Source organism: Ruegeria sp. ABD4_443 (assembly GCF_056160865.1).
On record NZ_JBSWYA010000002.1, the window covers coordinates 597601 to 619485 of the forward strand.

The following is a 21885-nucleotide window of genomic DNA, read 5'->3' on the forward strand; positions in this document are numbered from 1 at the left end:
GGGACCAAAGCGACCCCGAGCAAGCGTCAATCATAGTTCCAAAGCCCTTGGCCCAACGCCTCGATCGCGACCGATATCCGCTCAAAGCTCTCCTGCGCCCGCGTGACCGTCATGCGCGCGCGCAGGTACCCGTGCACCAGGCCCGGTTCGTTGATCCAATGGGCCTGCCCACCGGCCTGGGTTATCCTGTCGCAATAGACCCGCCCGTCATCGCGCAACGGATCACAATCGGCTGTGACCACCACGGTGGGCGGCAGGTTTGAATAATCGGTGTCCTGCAAGGGGGCAAAGGTTGGATCGTTGACAGGCAAGTCGCCCCTGACCCGAACGTTTTGATAGAAAAGAACCTCATCCCGCGTCAAAAGCGGCGCGTGCGCATGTTCGATATAGGACCCGGCATCCGTATCCCCACCCAAACCGGGGTAGATCAGGACCTGACCGATCACCTGTTCGGTACGCCCGCGCGCATGATGCGCGACGGCCGCGGCAAGGTTGCCCCCGGCGCTGTCCCCCGCCAGAACAACCGGATCGCCATATTCGCCAATGGCCCAACTCGTTGCCGCCCAGGCATCAAGAAATTGCGCCGGATGCGGGTATTCGGGACATAACCGATAGTCGACCGATACCACGCGATAGCCCGTCTGCGCACATAGCTCGGCGCAGACGTCGCCATGGCTGTCCAACCCGCCAACGACGAACCCGCCGCCGTGGGTATAGACCACGGTCCGGGTGGGGCTGCCTGATGAATGGACCCGAACCGGGACCCCATCGGCGCTGAGGTCCTGCACCTCGATCCCGGTGGGCCGGGGTTGCCGGAACACCTCGCACATCTCGTCATAGACGCGACGCTGATCTGCAATGGTCAGGTCAACCGCATCATCCGGATAGCACTCGGCAGTCCGGCGAATGAACGCCCAGGTCTCTTCGTCGATCAGACGTTCATAGTCCATTCTCTCTCCGATCAGTCAGCCCACTCCCATGGCCGGGTGAACGTCCCCAGCACCTTGCTGACATCGTCCTCGGATGAACCATTCGCGTCAAGCTGGGCGACAAGGCCGCGCTTTTTGTCGTCGATGACCGACACAACGCGCGCGCTCAGCCCTGCCGCGTCCAGCGCACCGTTATAGATCCGCGTGATCGCCTGCTTGCGCAGCTCAGGCTTGAAAACCTTGCCAACCGCCGTTTTGGGCAGTTCCGTCAGGATCGTCATATGCTTGGGCTGAGCGGCCCGTTCATGGACGTGAACCTTGCAATATTCGATCAGGGCCTCTTCGGTGACCGAGGCACCCTCGACCAGTTCGACAAAGGCGCAAGGAACTTCGCCCGCATGCGCATCCGGCTGGCCGATCGCACCGGCAAAGGCCACCGCCTCGTGGCCCAGCAGGGCCTCTTCGATCTCGGCAGGGTCGATATTGTGACCGCCACGAATGATCAGGTCCTTGGCGCGCCCAGTAATCCAAAGATAGCCGTCGGAATCAAACCGCCCCAGATCACCTGTGCGCAGGTATTTTTCCAAGTGATAGAGGTTCGTGTTCTTGTCCGCCTCGGTATAGGTATTTCCGGGAAAGACACCGGGGTTGGACACGCAGATCTCGCCGACTTCGTCTTCGGAACATTCGGTTGGCCCATCCGGGCCATCGCGCAGGATTTTCACATCCGTATAGGGGAACGGAATCCCGATCGACCCGATCTTCTTTTCGCCATCAACAGGGTTGCACGAAACCAGACAGGTCGCTTCGGTCAGCCCGTAGCCTTCGACGATGGTCACGCCGGTTGCCTCTTCAAAGCGACGGAACAGTTCCACCGGCAGCGGAGCCGATCCGGAAAACGCTGTTTTGACGCTTGAGATATCGGCGTTGACGGGGCGCTGCATCTTGGCCGAAATCGCGGTCGGCACCGTGATGATGAACGTGACCTTCCAGCGTTCGATCAGCTTCCAGAAATTGTCAAAGACCCCATCGCCGCGATATCCGGCCGGGGTCGGGAAAATCACATGCGCGCCCGAGGAAACGGCGGCCATGACGATGACATGCACGGCGAAAACATGGAACATGGGCAGCGGGCACATGATCACGTCGTTTTCGTCGAACAGCAGCGTGTTGCCCAGCCAGCCGTTGTAGATCAGCCCGGAATACTTGTGCTGCGCCACCTTGGGCATGCCGGTTGTCCCACCAGTGTGAAAATAGCACGCGACCCGGTCTTCTTTGCTGTCTTCGAAAGTCAGCGTCGTGGGCTGTTTGGCGATTTCCGAGTGGAAGCTTTTGTAATCCGCATGCGCCAGATGCTCTTTGTCGCCCATCTTGGGGCGTAGGAACGGAACCAGCCACGATTTCGGCGGCGTCAGGTACCGGTTCAGGTCGATTTCCAGGATGGTGTTCACGCTGGGCGCGTGGCGCACGGCCTCTTCGACCTTTTGTGCCACATCGGTTTTTGGAAACGACTTGAGCGTCACGACCACCTTGGCACGCGTTTCGCGCAGGATGGCGGCAATCTGTTCCGGTTCCAGCAAGGGGTTGATGGGGTTGACGATACCGGCAATGGCACCGCCCATCATGGTGACCAGCGTTTCGTTACAATTGGGCAGCACATAGGCCACCACGTCCTTTTCGCCCACGCCCATCGACCGGAACAGGTTGGCCGCCTGGTTCACTTGGCCCAGCAATTCGGCCCAGCTCAGGGTTTCGGCCTTGTCGGTCGGGCCTGACATCAACTGAAAACTGATTGCCTTGTGGTCGGGAAAACGGTTCGCCGTTCGCGACAACAGCTGATGGAAGGTGACAGGCAGGTCACGGTCTTCCCAGGCCATTTCAGATTCAATACGTGCTTTGTCTTCCTTCCCCACAAATGCCATGTGGTTCCTCCCCGATTATCTCCCATGTCGTGCACGGGCTTTTGATACCACCCAAGATGGAAGCAAATCCCGGCCCGTGCAAGCGAGGGCTTAGCGGCACAGCCGCGAAATCGGTAGAATTACGCTACGGCGGATCGCAAGGTTCCGGCACGTCACTCTATTCGGCGGCGACACCGTCGGTGAACTGAAGACGCGCCAGCCGCGCGTACAACCCGCCCTGGGACACCAGGTCGTCATGGGTGCCCTGGGCCACGATCTGCCCGGCCTCCATCACCACGATGCGGTCGGCCATTTTGACCGTTGCCAGCCGGTGCGCGACGATCAGGGTCGTCCGGCCTGCGCGCATCTGGTCAACCGCCCCCTGAACGGCGCGTTCGCTTTCCGCATCCAGCGCCGAAGTCGCCTCGTCCAGCAGCAATACAGGCGCGTCGCGCAGAATGGCCCGCGCGATGGCGATGCGTTGCTTTTGGCCGCCCGACAGCATGACGCCGCGTTCCCCGACAAAGCTGTCATACCCGTCGGGCAAAGCCGAGATAAACGAATGGGCCGCAGCCGCGCGTGCGGCGTCTTCGACCTCGGAATCCGTCGCATCCAGGCGGCCGAAACGGATATTTTCACGGGCCGAAGTGGCAAAGATCACCGGGTCCTGCGGCACAAGCGCCATGTGTTGACGGAAATCCGCGCGGTCGATGTCGCGCAAATCGACACCATCCAGGCTGACGCCGCCTGCATCCGGGTCATAAAAGCGCTGAATCATCTGGATAACGGTGGTTTTTCCCGCGCCTGACGGCCCCACAAAGGCCACCGTTTCCCCCGGCTTGACGGTCAGCGACATATGGTCCAGCGCTTTGACATCCGGGCGCGCAGGGTAATTGAACGTGACATCGTCGAACCGAATTTCACCACGAACCGGATGTGGCAGTTGAACAGGCGTGGCCGGGTCTGCAACCGAATCCTGCGCGTTCAGCAGCTCGACCAGGCGTTCGGTTGCCCCGGCTGCACGTTGCAGCTCGCTCCAGATTTCGGAAAGCGCGGCCACCGAACCGGCCATGATGACCGAATAGATCACGAACTGGATCAGAACGCCTTCGGTCATCACCCCGTTCCGCACGTCATTCGCGCCCATCCACAGGACCCCGACGATGCCGGTAAAGACCAAAAAGATCACGATGACCGTCAGCACGGCCCGTGTCCGGATACGGCGCAGCGATACGGTGAAAGAGGTTTCGGTCATATCGCCGAACTGCTTGCGGCTGGCCGTTTCATGGGTGAAAGCCTGCACCGTCTGAACTGCGCCCAGCGCCTCGCCTGCATTACCGGACGAGGCCGCGATCCAGTCCTGGTTCTCGCGGCTGATGACCCGCAGGCGGCGGCCAAGAACAAGAATCGGGACCACGACAATCGGGATCAGCAACAGCACCAGGCCCGTCAGCTTGGCCGAGGTCAGCAACATCAGGATCAGACCGCCGACAAACATCAGCATATTGCGCAGCGCAATGGACACGGATGAGCCAAGAACCGACTGGATCAGGGTCGTATCGGTCGTGATACGGCTCAGGACTTCTCCGGTCATGATGCGTTCATAGAATTCCGGGCTCATCCCGATGACCCGGTCGAAAACCGCCTTGCGAATGTCGGCGACGACGCGTTCGCCCAGCCGGGTCACCAGGGCATAGCGGACCCCTGTCCCGACAGCCAGGATCGCCGCAATCCCAAGCGCCGCCAGGAAATACCGATCCAGCAGCTCTCCGTCTTCGACGCGGAAGTTGTCCACGACGCGACGCACGGCCAGCGGCAGCGTCAGCGACATGCTTGCCGTCAGCACCAATGCCAGGGTCGCGCCGACCATCAGCAAGCGATACGGTTTCATGAAAGGCCAAAGCGAGGCCAGAACACCGATTTTCTTGGAACCCGCCCGTTCTTCGCTCGCGCCGGGTGCCGGAGTGGTTGCAGGTTTCGTGGTTCGGGATCTTGCCATTTCTGGACCTTGCGTCTGGATCGGTCTTGAGTTCAAGCTTCTTGGCCGCAGCGACGCGCGCGGTCAAGCGTACAGGGCGCAACCACAGGCCAACAGGTCCATTTGACGCAACAGGACCGATTGTAACCGAAAAGGATTGGCTGAACTGGAGCGGGTAGACGGAATCGAACCGACATAGCCTGCTTGGAAGGCAGGGGCTTTACCATTAAGCTATACCCGCTCAGCGTTTGGGCTGAGTAGTCCATGCGCCTGCGGTCGTCAAGAACCGAAATCATCCCCGATCGGGCTTTTCTATCGGTCACGATTGGCGCGACCAAACCTATGGCCGCAGCGCCGCCGACACCGTTTGCGTTACAAGCCGCGGCCCTGATTTCTGCCGGATCTCAGATGTCGTCACCGGGCGGTGCCAGCGGACCGCCGGGCGCGGCCAGATGCCGTTCCGGCAGCCAGGGGTTAAGGTCAAGCGCCCGCCGGAGCGCAACGCGCGCTTCTTCGACCCTTTGCAGCCCCAACAGGGACAGCGCGCGCCCGCTCAGCGCAGCAATGTGATTGGGCGACAGCGCAAGCGCGCGGTCCAGATCGGTCAGCGCGGATTGATAGTCCTGGCGCAGGAAATTGACAAATGCCCGCTGATTGTAGCCCTCGGCATAAGCCGGGCAATAGGCAATAAGCCGGTCGAAATCCTCTAGCGCGCCCAGCAGGTCCCAGGCGCTCCGGCGGCTCATGCCCCGGTCCAGGACCGCCTGCGCGCTTTCGTCAGGGGCATCGGCCCAAAACTCCCACATCCGGTTGGATATCTCTTGCGCGGCCCTTTCGGTTTCAGCCTGTTGAACCTTGGCAATCAGTGCGTCCAGATCAGCAGAATGATCCGGCGCCGGCGGGCAGTCCGCCGCTCCGGCAGGACCCCACAGCAACACCCAGGAAAAGCAGGCAAAGAATATCCTTTTCATCCCCCAATGATGTGGCGATACCGGATGCCGTCAACCTGTATCATCAACCGGCCCCAGGAATCCGGTTTCCTTCACCGCCTCCATCGCGACGAATGTCGACGTGTTCGAAACATGCGGCAGGGCCGAGATCTTTTCCGCAAGGACCGAGCGGTATTCCGACATGGAACCGGTACGCACCTTCAGCAGGTAGTCGAAATTGGACGCGATCATATGGGCCTGTTCGATCTCGGCGATTTCGCGCACCGCCGCATTGAACTCTTCCAGCGCCTTTTCGCGGGTGTCGGTCAGCCGCACTTCGACAAAGGCGATATGATCAAGGCCAAGGCGGATCGGGTCCAGTATTGCCCTGTACCCGGCAATGATGCCGTCTGCCTCAAGCCGTTTCAGCCGCGCCTGGGTCGGGGATTTCGACAAGCCGATGCGGCGCGCAAGATCGGCCACGGAAATACGCCCCTGCCCCGCCAGAATCGCCAGAATCGCGCGGTCATAGCTATCCATGCCGGGAAAGTCCTTTGATATCATGTCCCCTCCAAAATTCGGTCCATTCGACCTTGGTTTCGATCAGTTCAGTCGATTGTCCTGCCTTGTGCCATGTATACTGAACAAAAGCACCGGAGGATACATGACAAACCACCTGCGCAGCCAGATTGACAGCCAAACCTATGCCGACCAGGCCCAAACGCTTGACCGTCTGGTCGCCGGGGCGGCGCTGTCGGACGCTGATCGTTCCGCGATATGCTCAAGTGCCGCCCAATTGGTGCGGGACATCCGGTCCAGCACATCTCCGGGGTTGATGGAGGTGTTTCTGGCCGAATACGGCCTGTCCACCGACGAAGGCATTGCGCTGATGTGCCTGGCCGAAGCGCTGTTGCGGGTTCCCGATGCCGATACGATCGACGCGCTGATCGAAGACAAGATCGCGCCGTCGGATTGGGGCAAGCATCTGGGGCATTCCTCGTCGTCGCTGGTCAACGCCTCGACCTGGGCGCTGATGCTGACGGGCAAGGTTCTGGACGAAGGCAAGGCCTCGCCCGTCGGAGCCCTGCGCGGGGCGATCAAGCGGCTGGGCGAACCGGTGATCCGCACCGCCGTTGCCCGCGCGATGAAAGAGATGGGGCGCCAGTTCGTGCTGGGTGAAACCATCCGCTCGGCCATGGACCGCGCCGCCGGGATGGAGGCCAAGGGCTATACCTATTCCTACGACATGTTGGGCGAGGCCGCCCGCACCGAGGCCGACGCGGCGCGGTACCATCTTTCCTATTCTCGGGCGATCACGGCGATTGCAGATGCCTGCCAGCACGACGATATCCGCGCCAATCCAGGGATTTCGGTCAAGCTGTCGGCCCTGCACGCGCGCTATGAGTTGCCGCAGGAACAGCGCGTGATGGAAGAACTGGTGCCCCGGCTGCGATCCCTGGCCCTGTTGGCCAAATCGGCCGGAATGGGGCTGAATGTCGATGCCGAAGAGGCCGACCGGCTTGCGCTGTCGCTTCAGGTCATCGAGGCCGTCATGGCCGAACCGGCCCTTGCCGGTTGGGACGGGTTCGGAATTGTCGTTCAGGCCTATGGCCCCAGGGCGGGGCTGGTGCTGGACACGCTGTATGACATGGCACAGCGCCATGACCGCAAGCTTATGGTGCGACTGGTCAAAGGGGCGTATTGGGATACGGAAATCAAACGCGCCCAGGTCGAAGGTGTCGACGGGTTTCCGGTCTTCACGCAAAAGGCCGCGACGGATGTGTCCTATATCGCCAACGCGCGCAAACTGCTGGGGATGACCGACCGGATTTACCCCCAATTCGCCACCCACAATGCCCATACCGTCAGCGCGATCCTGCACATGTCCGACGGACAGCCGTTTGAGTTCCAGCGCCTGCATGGCATGGGCGAAACCTTGCATCACATCGTCAAGGACACGCAAAACACCCGCTGCCGCATCTACGCGCCGGTGGGTGCGCATCGCGACCTGCTGGCCTATCTGGTTCGGCGCCTGCTGGAAAACGGTGCGAATTCGTCCTTTGTCAACCAGATCGTCGATGAAAACGTACCGCCCGAAGTGGTCGCCGCGGACCCGTTCGCCGCAATCAGCGCCCCTGCGCCGGACTTGCCGACCGGCCCCGCGCTTTACCGGCCCGAGCGCAAGAACTCGGCAGGCTTTGACCTGCACCACACCCAGACCCTGAACACCGTCAATGCAGCGCGGGACCGATTTGCCTCGCATCACTGGCTTGCGCAGCCCCTGCTTGCAGGCCAGGCCCGACCGCAGGACGAGCAGGCCGTGATCAATCCGGCCAACCCACAGGACAGGCCCGGCTCGGTTCAGCTAGCCAGCACCGCAGATGTCGACCTGGCACTGGCATCCGCCCAGCGCTGGCAGGCACCGGCCAACGAACGCGCGCGCGTCCTGAACGCAGCCGCCGATCTGTACGAAGAGCATTTCGGAGAGCTGTTCGCCCTGCTGGCCCGAGAAGCGGGCAAAACGCTGCCCGATGCCGTTGCGGAACTGCGCGAGGCGGTGGATTTCCTGCGCTATTACGCCGCCAACATACCCGACGCCGATCCGGCCGGGGTCTTTACCTGTATCAGCCCGTGGAACTTCCCTCTGGCGATTTTCACAGGTCAGATTTCGGCCGCTCTGGCCGTCGGGAATGCGGTGCTGGCCAAACCCGCGCCGCAGACGCCGCTGGTCGCGCACCGGGCCGTTCAACTGCTGCACAGCGCCGGTGTTCCACGTGACGCGTTGCAACTGCTGCCCGGCGGGCCATCGGTCGGCGCAGCCCTGACATCGGATTCGCGCGTGTCCGGCGTGGCCTTTACCGGCTCGACCGCGACTGCCTTGAAAATCCGCGCGTCTATGGCCGAGAACCTGCGCCCGGGCACCCCTTTGATCGCCGAAACCGGGGGGCTGAACGCAATGATCGTGGACAGTACCGCATTGCCGGAACAAGTGGTGCAGTCCATCATCGAAAGCGCCTTTCAATCCGCCGGCCAACGGTGCTCGGCGCTGCGGTGCCTGTATTTGCAGGACGATATCGCCGACGACGTTTTGACGATGCTGAAGGGCGCCATGGATGCGCTTGCCCTTGGAAACCCCTGGCTGATCTCGACCGATTGCGGCCCGGTCATAGACGACACGGCCCGGCAAACCATTGCCGAGCATGTCGCGCTTGCCCGCGCCCAGGGTCGCGTCCTGAAAGAACTGCTGACGCCGCCCCAAGGCACGTACATCGCCCCCACCCTGATCGAGGTTCCGGGCATCACAGCCCTGGAACGCGAGGTTTTCGGCCCCGTCCTGCATGTTGCCCGCTTCAAGGCGCAGGACATCGACAAGGTAATCGCCGACATCAACGCCACGGGATATGGCCTGACCTTCGGGCTGCATACTCGTATCGACGACCGCGTACAGCACGTGACCGAGGCGATACATGCGGGCAACATCTATGTGAACCGCAACCAGATCGGGGCCATTGTCGGATCGCAGCCCTTTGGCGGCGAAGGCCTGTCGGGAACCGGACCCAAGGCGGGTGGCCCCAATTACATGGCCCGTTTCTGCGCCCCGGACAGGCAGATGAGCGATACGGTTTGGGACAGGGCCATGCCAAGCCTACCCGCGCCCACAGGCGCGCCGCGCAATCCCGTGACCCGGACCATGCCCGGCCCGACCGGAGAATCCAACCGCCTGACCGAGTTTCCCCGTGCGCCCCTGCTGTGTCTGGGTCCCGGCCCCGAGGCGGTCCGCGCACAGGCCGACACCGTCACCGCGTTGGGCGGAACCGCCATCCAGGCGACCGGATCGTTCGACCTGCAACAGCTTGAAACCGCCAATGGGTTTTCCGGCGTCTTGTGGTGGGGCGATGATGACGCGGCCCGCCAGATCGAACGCCACCTGTCGCGCCGTGACGGCCCGATCCTGCCCCTTGTACCGGGCAAACCGGACCGCGCCCGCGTGCTGGGCGAGCGCCACGTATGTGTCGACACGACCGCAGCGGGCGGCAATGCCGCACTTTTGGGCGGCGCTGACCAAGCCTGACTTGACGCTGGGCCGGGAAAGGCCCAGCGTCACGCCATGTTTCCTATTCGTGACCATAACCCTTCGGGGCGAAGACCCTATGTTGTTTACCTGCTGATGGCGGCCAACATCCTGATCTTCCTCAGCTATGCCGGGGCGATGGATGACCCGCGACTGATCGGCCGAATTTACGGGGCCTATGCCATCATCCCGGCCCGGATCGCCGAGGGGCATGGTTATGAAACGCTGGTGACCTCGATGTTCCTGCACGGCGGGTGGATGCATCTGGCAGGCAATATGCTGTTTCTGTGGATTTTCGGAGACAACCTTGAAGACGAGATGGGGCATCTGCCGTTCTTGGTATTCTACCTTGCCGCAGGCATTGGCGCCGGAGTGATTCATATCCTGACCGCGCCCGGTTCCGGGGTGCCGACAATCGGCGCATCAGGCGCGATTGCAGGGGTCATGGGCGGGTATCTTTTGCTGTTCCCAAGGGCGCGAGTGGATATCCTGCTGATCCTGATCATCTATTTTCGGGTCTTCACGATTCCGGCCTATGTCATGCTGGGCATCTGGCTGGGCATGCAGTTCCTCGGCAGCCTCAGCAGCAACCCGGACGAAGGCGGCGTGGCCTATTGGGCCCATACCGGCGGATTTCTTGCCGGGTTGCTTTTTTCGGTGCCCCTGTGGCTCAGGCGGGGCGGGCGCACGTTCTGGGCGCGCACCCACGGGCATCCGCCACATCCTGAACACGCATATACTTTGACGCGGTCCCGCATACCCAGAGTTCCCCGCCGATGACCCGCCTGCGTGCAACCTGTCATTGCGGCGCGGTCGAGATCGAGGCTGATTTTCCAGACGGCCTGCAATCCGCCGCGCGCTGCGATTGTTCCTTTTGCATTCGTCGCGGGGCTGCAGCCGTAACCGCGGTCACCGAGACCTTGCAGGTGTTGAAAGGAGCGGAAAACCTGCGCCTTTACACCTGGGGAACGCATACCGCCAAACACTATTTCTGCCAGACCTGCGGGATATATGTTTATCACCAAAGACGGTCCGACCCCGGCGAATGCGGTGTGAACCTGGGTTGCATCCAGGGTGGCAACCCCCGAACGCATGGCCCCATCCCATGGAATGACGGCGTCAATCACCCCTCTGACAAACCGGGTTGACCCGGAAACTGCCCGCCGCTGAGCTGGGTAATCTCACGCGCGGCACGGGTGACAAGCTGGCCCAGCTCGACCACCCGTTCGCCGTTGAACCGGGCGGTCGGCCCCGAGACCGAGATCCCGGCACACGGCTCGGACCGGTTGTCGAAAATTGCCGCACCGACACAAGACATGCCTTCATAGCGCTCTTCGCGATCATGCGACCAGCCGCGATCACGCGTCCGCGCCAAATCTGCGTTCAACCCCGAGGCGGGCAAAAGCGTGTGATCGGTGAATTGAACGGGGTCTGCCGCCTCAAGCGCCTTGTTGCGACGGGTTTCGCTCATCGCTGCCAAAATCGCCTTGCCCGTGCCCGAGGCATACATCGGCGTGCGGGCACCCGGCGGGAAAAAGGCCCTGATCGGGTTCGGGGTTTCAACCTGACCGACAAACACGACCTGCGCCCCGTCCGGAACCGCAAGATTGGCCGTTTCGCCACTGTCCTGCATCAGACGCCGCAGGATGGGACGCCCGATTTCCAGCACGCTGTTGCGCCGCAGGAACGCCGCCCCGGTCCTGTAGGCCTCGATCCCGATCATCCATTCCTGCCGTTCGTCGTCAAAGCTGACAAAACCGTGCTTTTGCAGCGTCGTCAGGATGCGATGCGTCGTCGCGGTCGGCACGTCGACTTCACGCGCAAGATCGCTCAGCGCGACATGTTCAACCCGGGCAACTGCGCTTAGGACACCCAAGGCGCGATCCAGTGATTGCATCGTTCCAGCCGAGCTTTCCTTGAACAGGGATTTGGGTCGGCCACGCGGTCTTTTTTGTGTCTCCATCCTGGGTGCTTTCGTGCAAATCGTGACGGGCTGTTGGGCATTTTTTCTGGGCGCGAATTCCCACACCCGGCAAATGAGAAACCCAAATTGCTTCCTTAACAATAGGTTACGTGAAAAACCACGAAAATGGAAATATTTTTCAAGAAAATTGCAAAATACATCCTTCCCCGGCACTGTTTTGCCGAGATTGGAGGATTGAAGATGTCTAACCAAAACCCGGTTTTCATCCCCGGACCGACGAACATTCCCGACCGGCTGCGGCTGGCCATGCAGGTCCAGACACAAGATCACCGCGCCCCGGAATTTGTCGAGGTTTTTGCCCCGGCACTGGACGGCGCAAAGCGCGTTTTTCGCACCGACAAGGCCCAGGTCATGGTTTTCCCCGCCAGCGGCACCGGCGGGTGGGAGGCGGCCGTCACCAACACCCTCAGCCCCGGCGACACGGTTCTGGTCGCACGGTATGGTGTCTTCAGCCATCGCTGGATCGACCTGTGCAAACGGCACGGGCTGGACGTTCAGGTCATCGATTGCCCCTGGGGCACCGGAGCACCTGCCGACCAGTTCCAAAAGGCGCTATCGAAAGATACCGGCCATCAGATCAAGGCCGTGCTGATCACCCATAACGAAACCGCCACCGGGGTGCGGTCGGACATCGCGGCAGTGCGCCGCGCAATGGATGCGGCCCGCCATCCCGCGATGATGTTTGTGGATTGCGTCAGTTCATTGGCGTCGATGCCATTCGAATTCGACCAATGGGGCGTCGATATCGCGGTGTCGGGGTCGCAAAAGGGGTTCATGCTGGCCACCGGCATGGCAATCCTGTGCGTCAGCCCCAAGGCACAAGACGCGATGGAAACGGCCAAACTGCCCAGAACTTTCTTTGATTTCCGCGACATGATGGCGGCAAATGCGTCCGGCGGCTTTCCCTATACCCCTCCGTTGCAGTTGATCTATGGCGTGCGCGAAAGCCTGAAAATGCTGTTCGAAGAAGGTCTGGACAACGTTTATGCCCGCCACTTCCGGCTGGCCGAAGGCGTGCGCCGCGCGGTGGATGCCTGGGGGCTCGGCCTGGTCGCGCAGTCGCCCGATCTCTACTCGGATACGGTCAGCGCCATCTACGTGCCAGACGGTTACGACAGCAACGTTTTGACCGACCATGCGTTCAACGCCTATGGCGTGTCCTTTGGCATTGGCCTGGGTGAGTTGAACGGCAAGGCCTTTCGAATTGGTCATCTGGGCAGTCTGACGGATGTCATGGTTCTGTCCGGCCTTGGCACCATTGAAATGGCGATGGCAGACCTGAACTATCCGATCAAGCTGGGCAGCGGTGTGGCCGCCGCACAGGAATATTTCCGCACCGGTCCTTCGGGACAGGCCAAAGCCGCGGCCTGAGGAGGGTTTGATGTTGGATCATATCCCTGCCGCAGACCTGACGATTGACGACATGCACGCGGCGCATGAACGGATCAAACCGTATATCCGTCGCACACCGGTCATGACCTCGGAGTTCCTGAACGATCAGACGGGCGCCCAGCTGTTCTTCAAATGCGAGAATTTTCAGGAAGCGGGCGCATTCAAGGTACGCGGGGCGTGCAACGCCGTGTTCGGCTTGAGCGATGATAAGGCCGAAAAGGGTGTCTGCACCCATTCCAGCGGCAACCACGCGCTGTCTTTGTCCTATGCCGCCGGGCGGCGCGGCATCCCGTGCCACGTGGTCATGCCGCGCACGGCCCCGCAGGCCAAAAAGGACGCGGTGCGGCGCTTTGGCGGCACGATCACGGAATGTGAGCCGTCCACCTCATCGCGAGAGGCGACCTTTGCCAAGGTGCAGGCCCGCACCGGCGGCGCGTTTGTGCATCCCTACAACGACCCCCGCGTGATCGCCGGTCAGGCGACCTGCTCGGCTGAACTGCTGGAACAAACAGGTGGGGTGGACGCCGTGATTGCGCCCATTGGCGGCGGTGGAATGGTGTCCGGCACCTGCCTGACCGTTTCGACCCTGGCGCCGCAGACGGCGATCTATGCGGCCGAGCCGGAACAGGCCGATGACGCCTATCGCTCGTTCAAGGCCGGTCACATCATTGCCGATGACGCCCCCAAAACAATCGCCGACGGGCTTTTGGTGCCGCTCAAGGAAAACACCTGGCACTTTGTGTCGCGCAACGTGACCGACATTTTCACCGCGTCCGAGCAAGAGATCATCGACGCGATGAAACTGACCTGGAAATACCTGCGCGTGGTGATGGAGCCATCCTCGGCAGTGCCGCTGGCCACGATCCTCAAGAACCCCGACGTTTTCAGGGGCAAGCGGGTTGGCGTGATCATCACGGGCGGCAACGTGGATCTGGACAAACTGCCCTGGCTGAAAGGGCAAGGAGGAACAAGATGAACCAGCCTGCACATTTCGACGAACGCGAGGTCGGCTATGACATCCCGGCCGCCATCGGCATGGATGAAAGCGAAATCCAGACACCTTGCCTGATCCTTGATCTGGATGCGCTGGAACGCAACATCAGGAAGATGGGCGATTTCGCCAAGGCGCACGGGATGCGTCACCGGGTGCATGGCAAGATGCACAAGTCGGTCGACGTGGCCAAGCTGCAGGAAAAGCTGGGCGGCGCGATCGGCGTCTGCTGTCAGAAAGTGTCCGAGGCCGAAGTCTTTGCCCGCGGCGGCATCAAGGACATTCTGGTTTCAAATCAGGTCCGCGATCCGGTCAAGATCGACCGGCTGGCCCGCCTGCCCCAGCTGGGCGCGCGCACCATCGTCTGCGTCGACGATATCGACAACGTGGCCGATCTGTCTGCCGCCGCGGTGAAACACGGCACCGAATTGGAGGTCTTTGTCGAGATCGACTGCGGCGCTGGCCGCTGTGGCGTGACGACAACATCGACCGTGATCGAGATTGCCAGGGCGGTCGCGGCCGCGCCGAACCTGAAATTCACCGGCATTCAGGCCTATCAGGGCGCGATGCAGCATCTCGACAGCTACGCGGCGCGCAAGGAAAAGCTGGATACGGCCATCGCCATGGTCAAGGACGCCGTCGACGGGTTGAATGCCGAAGGGATCGCATGCGAGCTGGTCTCGGGCGGCGGCACAGGCTCGTATTACTTCGAGAGCGACTCGGGCGTCTATAACGAGCTGCAATGCGGGTCCTATGCCTTTATGGACGCCGATTATGGCCGGATTCTGGACAAGGACGGCAAGCGCATCGACCAGGGCGAATGGGAAAACGCCCTGTTCATTCTGACCAGCGTGATGAGCCACGCCAAGGCCGACACGGCCATCTGCGATGCGGGCCTCAAGGCGCAATCGGTCGATAGCGGCTTGCCCTTTGTCTTTGGACGGAACGACGTGGAATACCTGAAATGTTCGGATGAACACGGGGTGATCGGTGACCCCGGCGGCGTGCTCAAGGTCAATGACAAGCTGCGGCTGGTGCCCGGCCATTGTGACCCCACCTGCAATGTCCATGACTGGTATGTGGGCGTGCGGGGCGGAAAGGTCGAAACCCTGTGGCCGGTTTCCGCACGCGGCAAGGCCTATTGATCCAAAGGTGAAAACACGGGCGGGCGTTTTGCGCCGCCCTTTCGCTGCCATCAGTAAGAAAGACAAACGCGATGATCATTGTTCCTGAAAAGGAAATCGGCGCCCTTATGGGGCGGAAGGAAAGCTATCAGGCGGTTGAACAGGTATTCGCCGCCATGGCGGCTGGTGATGCCTGTAATTTTCCGGTGGTGCGCGAGGCCATCGGCCATGCCGATGCGCTTTATGGGTTCAAGGGCGGGTTTGACCGCGCGGGTATGACGCTGGGCCTCAAGGCCGGGGGGTATTGGCCGAACAATCTGGAAACCCACGGGCTGATCAATCACCAGTCAACGGTGTTTCTGTTTGATCCCGATACAGGACGGGTCAAGGCCCTTGTGGGCGGCAACCTTTTGACCGCGCTTCGCACGGCGGCGGCCTCATCCGTGTCGATCAACCACCTTGCGCGCAAGGATGCCAAGGTGATCGGCATGGTCGGTGCCGGGCATCAGGCGACGTTCCAGCTTCGCGCCGCCCTGGAACAACGCAGGTTCGAGAAAGTCATCGGCTGGAACCTGCACCCCGAGATGCTGCCAAATATCGAAAAGGTCGCAACCGAGGGCGGTGTGCCCTTCCAAGCGGTCGATCTGCCCGGCATGGTCGAGGCGGATGTGATCATCACGATCACCTCTTCTTTTGCGCCCATCCTGATGTCAGAACACGCCGCCGACGGCACTCATATTGCGTGCATGGGCACCGATACCGTGGGCAAGCAAGAGGTCGCAGCCGAACTGGTCGCGCGGGCCCGCGTCTTTACCGACGAGGTCGCTCAGGCCGTCACATTGGGCGAAAGCCAGCACGCCATTGCTGCGGGTCTGAAAACACAAAGCGATATCCGGCAGATCGGTGAGGTCATCAACGGCACCCATCCCGGCCGCAGCTCGGATGATGAGGTGACCTTGTTCGATGGCACCGGCGTCGGGCTGCAGGATCTGGCTGTCGCGGCTGCGGTCGTCGATCTGGCCGTCCAGCACGGGATTGCGACCGAGGTCGACCTCTGAACAAAAAAGCGCGCCCTGCCCGGGGCGCGCCTATTGCGAAAACGCTGACCGGGGTGGACGTATCAGCCCCGGATCACTTTTGCGAACGTGTCAAAAATCGGCTCGTTGGCGCAGATCACTTCGCCATCTTCCAACACACGGCCTTCGGGGTTCAGCGGCTGAACAAAGCCGCCGGCCTCTTTCACGATGATGATACCCGCCGCCATATCCCAGGCGTTCAGGCGACGTTCCCAGAACCCTTCGTAGCGGCCCGCGGCCACATAGGCCATGTCCAACGCCGCCGCGCCCCAGCGGCGTACACCGGCGCAGGCAGGCATCAGGCGGGCCAGGTCCTGAAGGGTTTCAGGCAGGTCCGCACGGCCCCCAAAGGGCAGTCCGGTTGAAAAGATCGATTCAATCATCCGGTGACGGCCCGAGACGCGGATACGCGTCTCGTTCATCCACGCGCCCTCGCCCTTTTCGGCAAAGAACATCTCGTCCTTGGCAGCGTCATAGATCACACCGGCGACGATTTTGCCCTTGTGCTCCAGCGCGATCGAGACCGCCCAGTGCGGCAGGCCGTGCAGGAAATTGGTGGTGCCGTCCAGCGGATCGACGATCCAGCGGCGGGTCGGGTCTTCGCCATCAATCGCCCCGCCTTCTTCGGCCAGCCAGCCATAGGTCGGACGCGCGCCCAGCAGCTCCTCTTTCAGGATCGCCTCGGCGGCGATATCGGCCTTGGACACAAAGTCACCGGCACCTTTCATCGACACCTGCAGGTTTTCGACTTCGCGAAAATCCTTGACCAGTGAACGCCCCGCTTTGCGCGCGGCCTTGATCATGATGTTGAGGTTTGCACTGCCAACCATTGTCCAAAGGCTCCTGTCCGGTCAAACCGCGCGTATACTGGGGCAATGCGTCCTTGCCAAGAGGAATGATGCGCATACCGGACCCTTGTTTTGCGCCTATTGCTCCTGAAGCTTTCGCGCCTCGGTCCGGGCCAGTTTCACCAATTCCTGGACAAAGGGTTTTTCCAGGTCTTCCGTCCTGACCGCCGCGAAAAGCCTGCGCGTGATCCCGTCGCGCGTCAGCGGGCGCGTGACATAGTCGGAACTGTACTTGACCTCGCGCACGACCCAGTCGGGCAGCACGGATATCCCCCGGTTCGACGCAACCAGCAACAAGATCACCGCCGTCAGTTCGACCTGCCGGATCGTCGCGGGTTCAACCCGTGCCGGGATCAACAGCTGGCTGAACACGTCCAGCCGCGTGCGTTCGACCGGATAGGTAATGAGCGTCTGGCCGCGAAAATCCTCGGCCTCGATGAACGGTTTTTCGGCCAGCGGGTGCGAGGACGCGGCCACAAAGACAGGGTTGTAATCGAAAAGCTCGACGAACTCGACACCTGGCAGGCTTTCCGGGTCTGACGAGACAACCAGGTCGACCTCTTCCTTTTGCAAGGCAGGCAAGGCATCGAAAGCCAGCCCAGGGCGGATATCGACATCCACATCGGGCCAGGACTTGCGAAAGGACTCGAGCACCGGGAACAGCCATTCGAAACAGGCATGGCATTCGATCGCGATATGCATCCGGCCGGTGCGCCCATCGCGCAAGGATGAAAACTCGTCCTGCATCGCCTCGACCTGGGGCAGGATCTGTTCGGCCAAGCGCAGCAGGCGCAGACCAGCCGCCGACAGCTTCATCGGTTTTGACCGGCGCAGGAACAATTCGACCCCGGCCTGATCTTCAAGCCCCTTGATCTGGTGGCTCAGCGCCGATTGCGTAATGTTCAGCTGGTCGGCAGCCCGCGCCAACCCGCCGCAATCATGTATGGCCTTGATGGTGCGGAGATGCCGAAATTCGATATGCATGTAGTCTGACTCATGTTGTTCTTGAGCAATATGAGTTTGTCTCACAATGCGTGTCGTGGCACAAGGTGCCTGCCGCAACCTGTGAGATACCCATGACCAAGCCAGAAATTTCCTTTGAATTCTTCCCGCCCCAGACGCTGGAGGCTTCGTTTCGGCTGTGGGATACGGTGCAGACCTTGGCGCCGCTGGATCCGCGTTTCGTCTCGGTCACCTATGGTGCGGGCGGAACAACCCGCGAATTGACACGGGATGCGGTTGCTACGCTGCACAAATCGTCCGGTCTGTCGGTTGCGGCGCACCTGACCTGTGTCGAAGCGACCCGGCAGGAAACCCTTGAGATTGCCGAGACCTTTGCAGCGGCCGGGGTCAAGGACATCGTGGCCCTGCGCGGCGACCCGCCACGCGGGCATGATCGCTTTGTGCCTCATCCCGACGGCTTCGAAAACTCGGTCGAACTGATCTCGGCGCTGGCCGATACCGGCAAGTTCGCCATTCGGGTCGGGGCCTATCCCGATATTCACCCCGAAGCCCCAAACGCGACGGCCGATGTTGATTGGCTCAAGGCCAAGCTGGACGCCGGGGCTGACGAGGCTTTGACCCAGTTCTTCTTCGAGGCCGAAACCTTTTTTCGTTTTCGCGATGCCTGTGAAAAGGCGGGCATCGACAAGCCCATCGTCCCCGGCATCCTGCCGATCGAGAACTGGAAAGGCACCCGCAACTTTGCCCGCCGCTGTGGCGCCCGTATCCCGGCCTGGGTCGAGCAGGCATTCGACAAGGCCACGCGTGACAACCGCGAAGACTTGCTGGCAACTGCGCTGTGCACCGAATTGTGTTCCGAGCTGATCGACGGTGGCGTGGACAAGTTGCATTTCTACACGCTGAACCGCCCCGAGCTGACCCGGGATGTTTGCTTTGCCCTTGGCATCACGCCCAAAACGCAGCTGCAAAACGTCGCCTGATTGACGGTTGCACAAAGTCTGGAAACGGGTCGCTTGAACGGCCCGTTTTTCGTTTCAGCCCCCCGCCAGGCCTTTAAACCCCAAACGCAAAGCCTTGATCCACGCCGTTCAGAGAACAATGCCCGAAGACACCCGAATATTGTTCCCGCAAACTGCCTCAATACTTTGGAAAATTTGACAAAAAGATGTCACTTCTAAAAATGGTACCCGTGTAGTGTTTTTTTACGAGTGCCTTTTTATGGAGCCAGTTGACAAGATAAAGGCTCGGGCTGATGCGCTGAATGCGCTGGGCTTGGACCAATCGGCGGGACCGGAAGATATTCGCGAGGCCTGGCGTCAGATTGCGTTTCATGCGCATCCTGACCACACAGGGGGCGACTATTCCGATTTCTCGCAAGCGAAATCCGCCTATGATTTCCTGCGCAAAGAGGGATTGACCGGCAAGGGCGCCGAGTTTTCGACCATGCCCCGGCGGCCGCGCCTCAAGAAACGGGTGATCGAACTGGCCGCGGAAGAGATCGCAGCCTGCCGGGCGCGGTTGAACCCCGACCTAGCCCTGTCGCACCTGCCAGACGCGCCGGACGCCGATTGCGGCGACCGAACCTGCCGCGACAAGACATGCGAATCCGACCATGTTCCCGATGCCGTCGGCTGTTTCGGGCGGGACCTGACCTTTTTCGTCGCGACCCCGGTCTGCGAGGGCGCAAACCGTGTCGCCCTGCCGACATCGGTTTTGACAAGCCGCCGTCACAACGAGACCGAGATCTTGTCCTTTCAGTCCAGGGATTCGGGATCGGGCGACGTCGTCATTCCCGACACGATCCGCGAGCGGAAGTTTCCCGGCGCCAAAAGCGTCAAAATCCGGTTCGAAGCAGATCAGCAGATACGCGACGAATTCTGGATTGCCAGCTGACGGTATCGCCTGTTGAAAAAGCCCGGTCTGTTGGACCGGGCTTTTTGCTTTGTTTCAGTTCAGTTCTTGACCGGACCTTCCGACGTGAATTTCGGAATGACGTTGGTCGAGGCATCCGCGGGCTCGATACCCGGCCAGTTCCCTTCGGCCAGGTTGATATTGCCGGGGACATCTTCTTCCCAGAAGCCAACCACGACATCCGTGATATTCAGGTACAGCTTGTCGTCAACAATCCGCCACAGGTTCGGGTTTCCGGGAACCTTGCCACCCTTTGACACCCCATAAGCGCAGTGACCGTCATATTGCGGCGCGTAAAACGCGGGGTTGTCCAGGAATTTTGCGCGGTTTTCTTCCGATGAGAACGCCCAGGTCGATCCGTTGTATTCGGCCGTGATATCAGACCGCCCGCGCACACCTGCGGGCTGGGCCTGGCCAATTGGCGCCTGATCCAGATCGCGATAGGCAACAACGTCGTATCCGGAAACGGCGAACCCGGTGCCGTCAACATATTGAGGTCCGGCAAAGGCCGGTACTGCCAGGGCAATCGCGGCAGCAAAAGTCAGGGCGAAGCGTTTCATAAGATCAATCCTTCTGTCTCAGCAGTTTTCGAGGTGTCAACCCGAAGGGCTGATCGGACAATATGCGATTCTGGCGGCGGGCGAAGTCCCCCTCGCGGCGCTGTGACAAGTAACGAGGTTTCGTGAACGCATGAGAGGGAAATGTTACAGCGCGGCCCGTCCAAAAGGGCTTGGACTTTCACAGTTGCGACATTAGCTCTGGTGACGGCGGGCCCTGCCCCGGACAAACCTGGAGACACGATATGAGCGAAAACCCCATCTACACGCCCCCAAAAGTCTGGACATGGGACAGTGAAAGCGGCGGACGATTTGCCAGTATCAACCGTCCGATTTCCGGCGCCACGCATGACAAGGACCTGCCTGTCGGCAAGCATCCGATGCAGCTTTATTCGCTTGCGACACCGAACGGCGTCAAGGTGACCGTCATGCTCGAAGAGCTGTTGGCCCTGGGGCATGAGGGGGCCGAGTACAATGCCTGGCTGATCAATATCGGTGACGGCGACCAATTCGGTTCGGGCTTTGTCGAGGCCAACCCGAATTCCAAGATCCCGGCCCTGTGGGACCGGTCCGGCGACACCCCGATGCGCGTCTTCGAAAGCGGGTCGATCCTGTTCCACCTGGCGGAAAAATTCGACGCGTTCTTGCCCGCAAGCGGCCCCGAGCGCACGGAAGTCATGAACTGGCTGTTCTGGCAAATGGGCAGCGCGCCCTATCTGGGTGGCGGCTTTGGCCATTTCTATGCCTATGCGCCGGAAAAGTGGGAATACCCGATCAACCGCTTTGCCATGGAAGCCAAGCGCCAGTTGGATGTCCTGGACAAACAGCTTGCTGACAACCGCTTTATTGCGGGCGCCGATTATTCGATCGCCGATATGGCAATCTGGCCGTGGTACGGTCAGCTGGTTCTGGGCCGCCTGTATGACGCGGCAGAGTTCCTGGATGTCGGCTCTTACGAACATGTGCTGCGGTGGGCCAAGGACATCGACGCGCGTCCTGCGGTACAGCGGGGGCGCATGGTCAATCGCGCCTTTGGTGAACCGCATACGCAACTTCATGAACGTCACGACGCAAGCGATTTCGAGACCCGCACCCAGGACAAGCTGGAACCCGCGGCCGAGTGATGCACCCTGTCGGGGGGAGGGGTTTGGGGTTGGGAGGAAAGGGAGGGCAAAACAAAAAGGCTTTGGGGTTTGTGGGGGGGTTTGGTGTTATTCCACTACCTTTGAG

General features: G+C 61.0%; 19 protein-coding genes and 1 tRNA gene. 10 read left to right on the top strand and 10 right to left on the bottom strand.

Annotated features, from left to right (window positions below; translation table 11 throughout):
- Window positions 1-26: 26 nt before the first annotated feature.
- The 6 genes from ACXAG8_RS07070 to ACXAG8_RS07095 form a co-directional block, all read right to left on the bottom strand.
- On the bottom strand, window positions 27-950 hold the full coding sequence (locus ACXAG8_RS07070) for an alpha/beta hydrolase (RefSeq protein WP_475223082.1): 924 nt from the start codon (window positions 948-950) through the stop codon (window positions 27-29).
- 11 nt (window positions 951-961) lie between these two features.
- Window positions 962-2851 carry an acyl-CoA synthetase gene (locus ACXAG8_RS07075; RefSeq protein WP_475223083.1) on the bottom strand — a complete coding sequence of 630 codons (1890 nt, stop codon included), beginning with the start codon at window positions 2849-2851 and terminating at the stop codon, window positions 962-964.
- A 157-nt stretch (window positions 2852-3008) separates the two neighbouring features.
- Window positions 3009-4829: an ABC transporter transmembrane domain-containing protein gene (locus ACXAG8_RS07080; RefSeq protein WP_475223084.1), complete on the bottom strand. Its 1821-nt coding sequence runs from the start codon at window positions 4827-4829 to the stop codon at window positions 3009-3011.
- Window positions 4830-4975: 146 nt separating this feature from the next.
- Window positions 4976-5049, bottom strand: a tRNA-Gly gene (locus ACXAG8_RS07085).
- A 163-nt stretch (window positions 5050-5212) separates the two neighbouring features.
- Window positions 5213-5779, bottom strand: a complete 567-nt coding sequence (locus ACXAG8_RS07090; RefSeq protein WP_475223085.1) for a tetratricopeptide repeat protein — start codon at window positions 5777-5779, stop codon at window positions 5213-5215.
- Between the two features lie 30 nt (window positions 5780-5809).
- The gene (locus tag ACXAG8_RS07095) at window positions 5810-6301 is read right to left on the bottom strand and encodes an Lrp/AsnC family transcriptional regulator (protein WP_475223086.1); all 492 of its coding nucleotides are present in this window, start codon (window positions 6299-6301) and stop codon (window positions 5810-5812) included.
- 100 nt (window positions 6302-6401) lie between these two features.
- On the opposite strand from ACXAG8_RS07095, the gene putA reads away from it, so the two are divergent.
- From putA to ACXAG8_RS07110, 3 genes are read left to right on the top strand one after another with little or no spacing between them, the layout of a single operon-like run.
- Entirely contained in the window at window positions 6402-9809 is a 3408-nt protein-coding gene (putA, locus tag ACXAG8_RS07100) for a bifunctional proline dehydrogenase/L-glutamate gamma-semialdehyde dehydrogenase PutA (RefSeq protein WP_475223087.1), read from the top strand.
- Window positions 9810-9845: 36 nt separating this feature from the next.
- Window positions 9846-10589, top strand: a complete 744-nt coding sequence (locus tag ACXAG8_RS07105) for a rhomboid family intramembrane serine protease (protein WP_475223088.1) — start codon at window positions 9846-9848, stop codon at window positions 10587-10589.
- Window positions 10586-10957, top strand: a complete 372-nt coding sequence (locus ACXAG8_RS07110; RefSeq protein WP_475223089.1) for a GFA family protein — start codon at window positions 10586-10588, stop codon at window positions 10955-10957. The genes ACXAG8_RS07105 and ACXAG8_RS07110 overlap by 4 nt, the downstream gene beginning before the upstream one ends.
- On the opposite strand, the gene ACXAG8_RS07115 is transcribed toward ACXAG8_RS07110, so the two are convergent.
- Window positions 10933-11772, bottom strand: a complete 840-nt coding sequence (locus ACXAG8_RS07115; RefSeq protein WP_475223090.1) for an IclR family transcriptional regulator — start codon at window positions 11770-11772, stop codon at window positions 10933-10935. The two genes, ACXAG8_RS07110 and ACXAG8_RS07115, sit on opposite strands and share 25 nt — an antisense overlap.
- Before the next feature lie 201 nt (window positions 11773-11973).
- Here ACXAG8_RS07115 and bhcA point away from each other — a divergent pair, with 201 nt between their 5' ends.
- The 4 genes from bhcA to bhcD all read left to right on the top strand — a co-directional run bounded on the left by bhcA (window position 11974) and on the right by bhcD (window position 16358).
- Window positions 11974-13164, top strand: a complete 1191-nt coding sequence (bhcA, locus tag ACXAG8_RS07120) for an L-aspartate--glyoxylate aminotransferase BhcA (protein WP_475223091.1) — start codon at window positions 11974-11976, stop codon at window positions 13162-13164.
- A gap of 10 nt (window positions 13165-13174) precedes the next feature.
- The gene (bhcB, locus tag ACXAG8_RS07125; protein ID WP_475223092.1) at window positions 13175-14161 is read left to right on the top strand and encodes a beta-hydroxyaspartate dehydratase BhcB; all 987 of its coding nucleotides are present in this window, start codon (window positions 13175-13177) and stop codon (window positions 14159-14161) included.
- Complete coding sequence (gene bhcC / locus ACXAG8_RS07130) at window positions 14158-15321, top strand: 3-hydroxy-D-aspartate aldolase BhcC (RefSeq protein WP_475223093.1); 1164 nt, start codon at window positions 14158-14160, stop codon at window positions 15319-15321. Before bhcB ends, bhcC begins: the two co-directional genes overlap by 4 nt.
- 71 nt (window positions 15322-15392) lie before the next feature.
- On the top strand, window positions 15393-16358 hold the full coding sequence (gene bhcD / locus ACXAG8_RS07135) for an iminosuccinate reductase BhcD (RefSeq protein ID WP_475223094.1): 966 nt from the start codon (window positions 15393-15395) through the stop codon (window positions 16356-16358).
- Between the two features lie 62 nt (window positions 16359-16420).
- On the opposite strand, the gene ACXAG8_RS07140 is transcribed toward bhcD, so the two are convergent.
- Both ACXAG8_RS07140 and ACXAG8_RS07145 read right to left on the bottom strand, forming a co-directional pair.
- Window positions 16421-17206 (bottom strand): inositol monophosphatase family protein, encoded by a 786-nt coding sequence (locus ACXAG8_RS07140; protein ID WP_475223095.1) that lies wholly within the window; start codon window positions 17204-17206, stop codon window positions 16421-16423.
- Between the two features lie 96 nt (window positions 17207-17302).
- Entirely contained in the window at window positions 17303-18208 is a 906-nt protein-coding gene (locus tag ACXAG8_RS07145; protein ID WP_475223096.1) for a LysR family transcriptional regulator, read from the bottom strand.
- Window positions 18209-18300: 92 nt separating this feature from the next.
- On the opposite strand from ACXAG8_RS07145, the gene metF reads away from it, so the two are divergent.
- Complete coding sequence (gene metF, locus ACXAG8_RS07150) at window positions 18301-19167, top strand: methylenetetrahydrofolate reductase [NAD(P)H] (RefSeq protein WP_475223097.1); 867 nt, start codon at window positions 18301-18303, stop codon at window positions 19165-19167.
- 238 nt (window positions 19168-19405) lie between these two features.
- Window positions 19406-20080 (top strand): J domain-containing protein, encoded by a 675-nt coding sequence (locus tag ACXAG8_RS07155; RefSeq protein WP_475223098.1) that lies wholly within the window; start codon window positions 19406-19408, stop codon window positions 20078-20080.
- Between the two features lie 59 nt (window positions 20081-20139).
- On the opposite strand, the gene ACXAG8_RS07160 is transcribed toward ACXAG8_RS07155, so the two are convergent.
- Complete coding sequence (locus ACXAG8_RS07160; protein ID WP_475223099.1) at window positions 20140-20658, bottom strand: YHS domain-containing (seleno)protein; 519 nt, start codon at window positions 20656-20658, stop codon at window positions 20140-20142.
- 242 nt (window positions 20659-20900) lie between these two features.
- Between ACXAG8_RS07160 and yghU the strand changes: the two genes are divergently transcribed.
- Window positions 20901-21779 carry a glutathione-dependent disulfide-bond oxidoreductase gene (yghU, locus tag ACXAG8_RS07165; RefSeq protein ID WP_475223100.1) on the top strand — a complete coding sequence of 293 codons (879 nt, stop codon included), beginning with the start codon at window positions 20901-20903 and terminating at the stop codon, window positions 21777-21779.
- Window positions 21780-21885 lie beyond the last annotated feature (106 nt).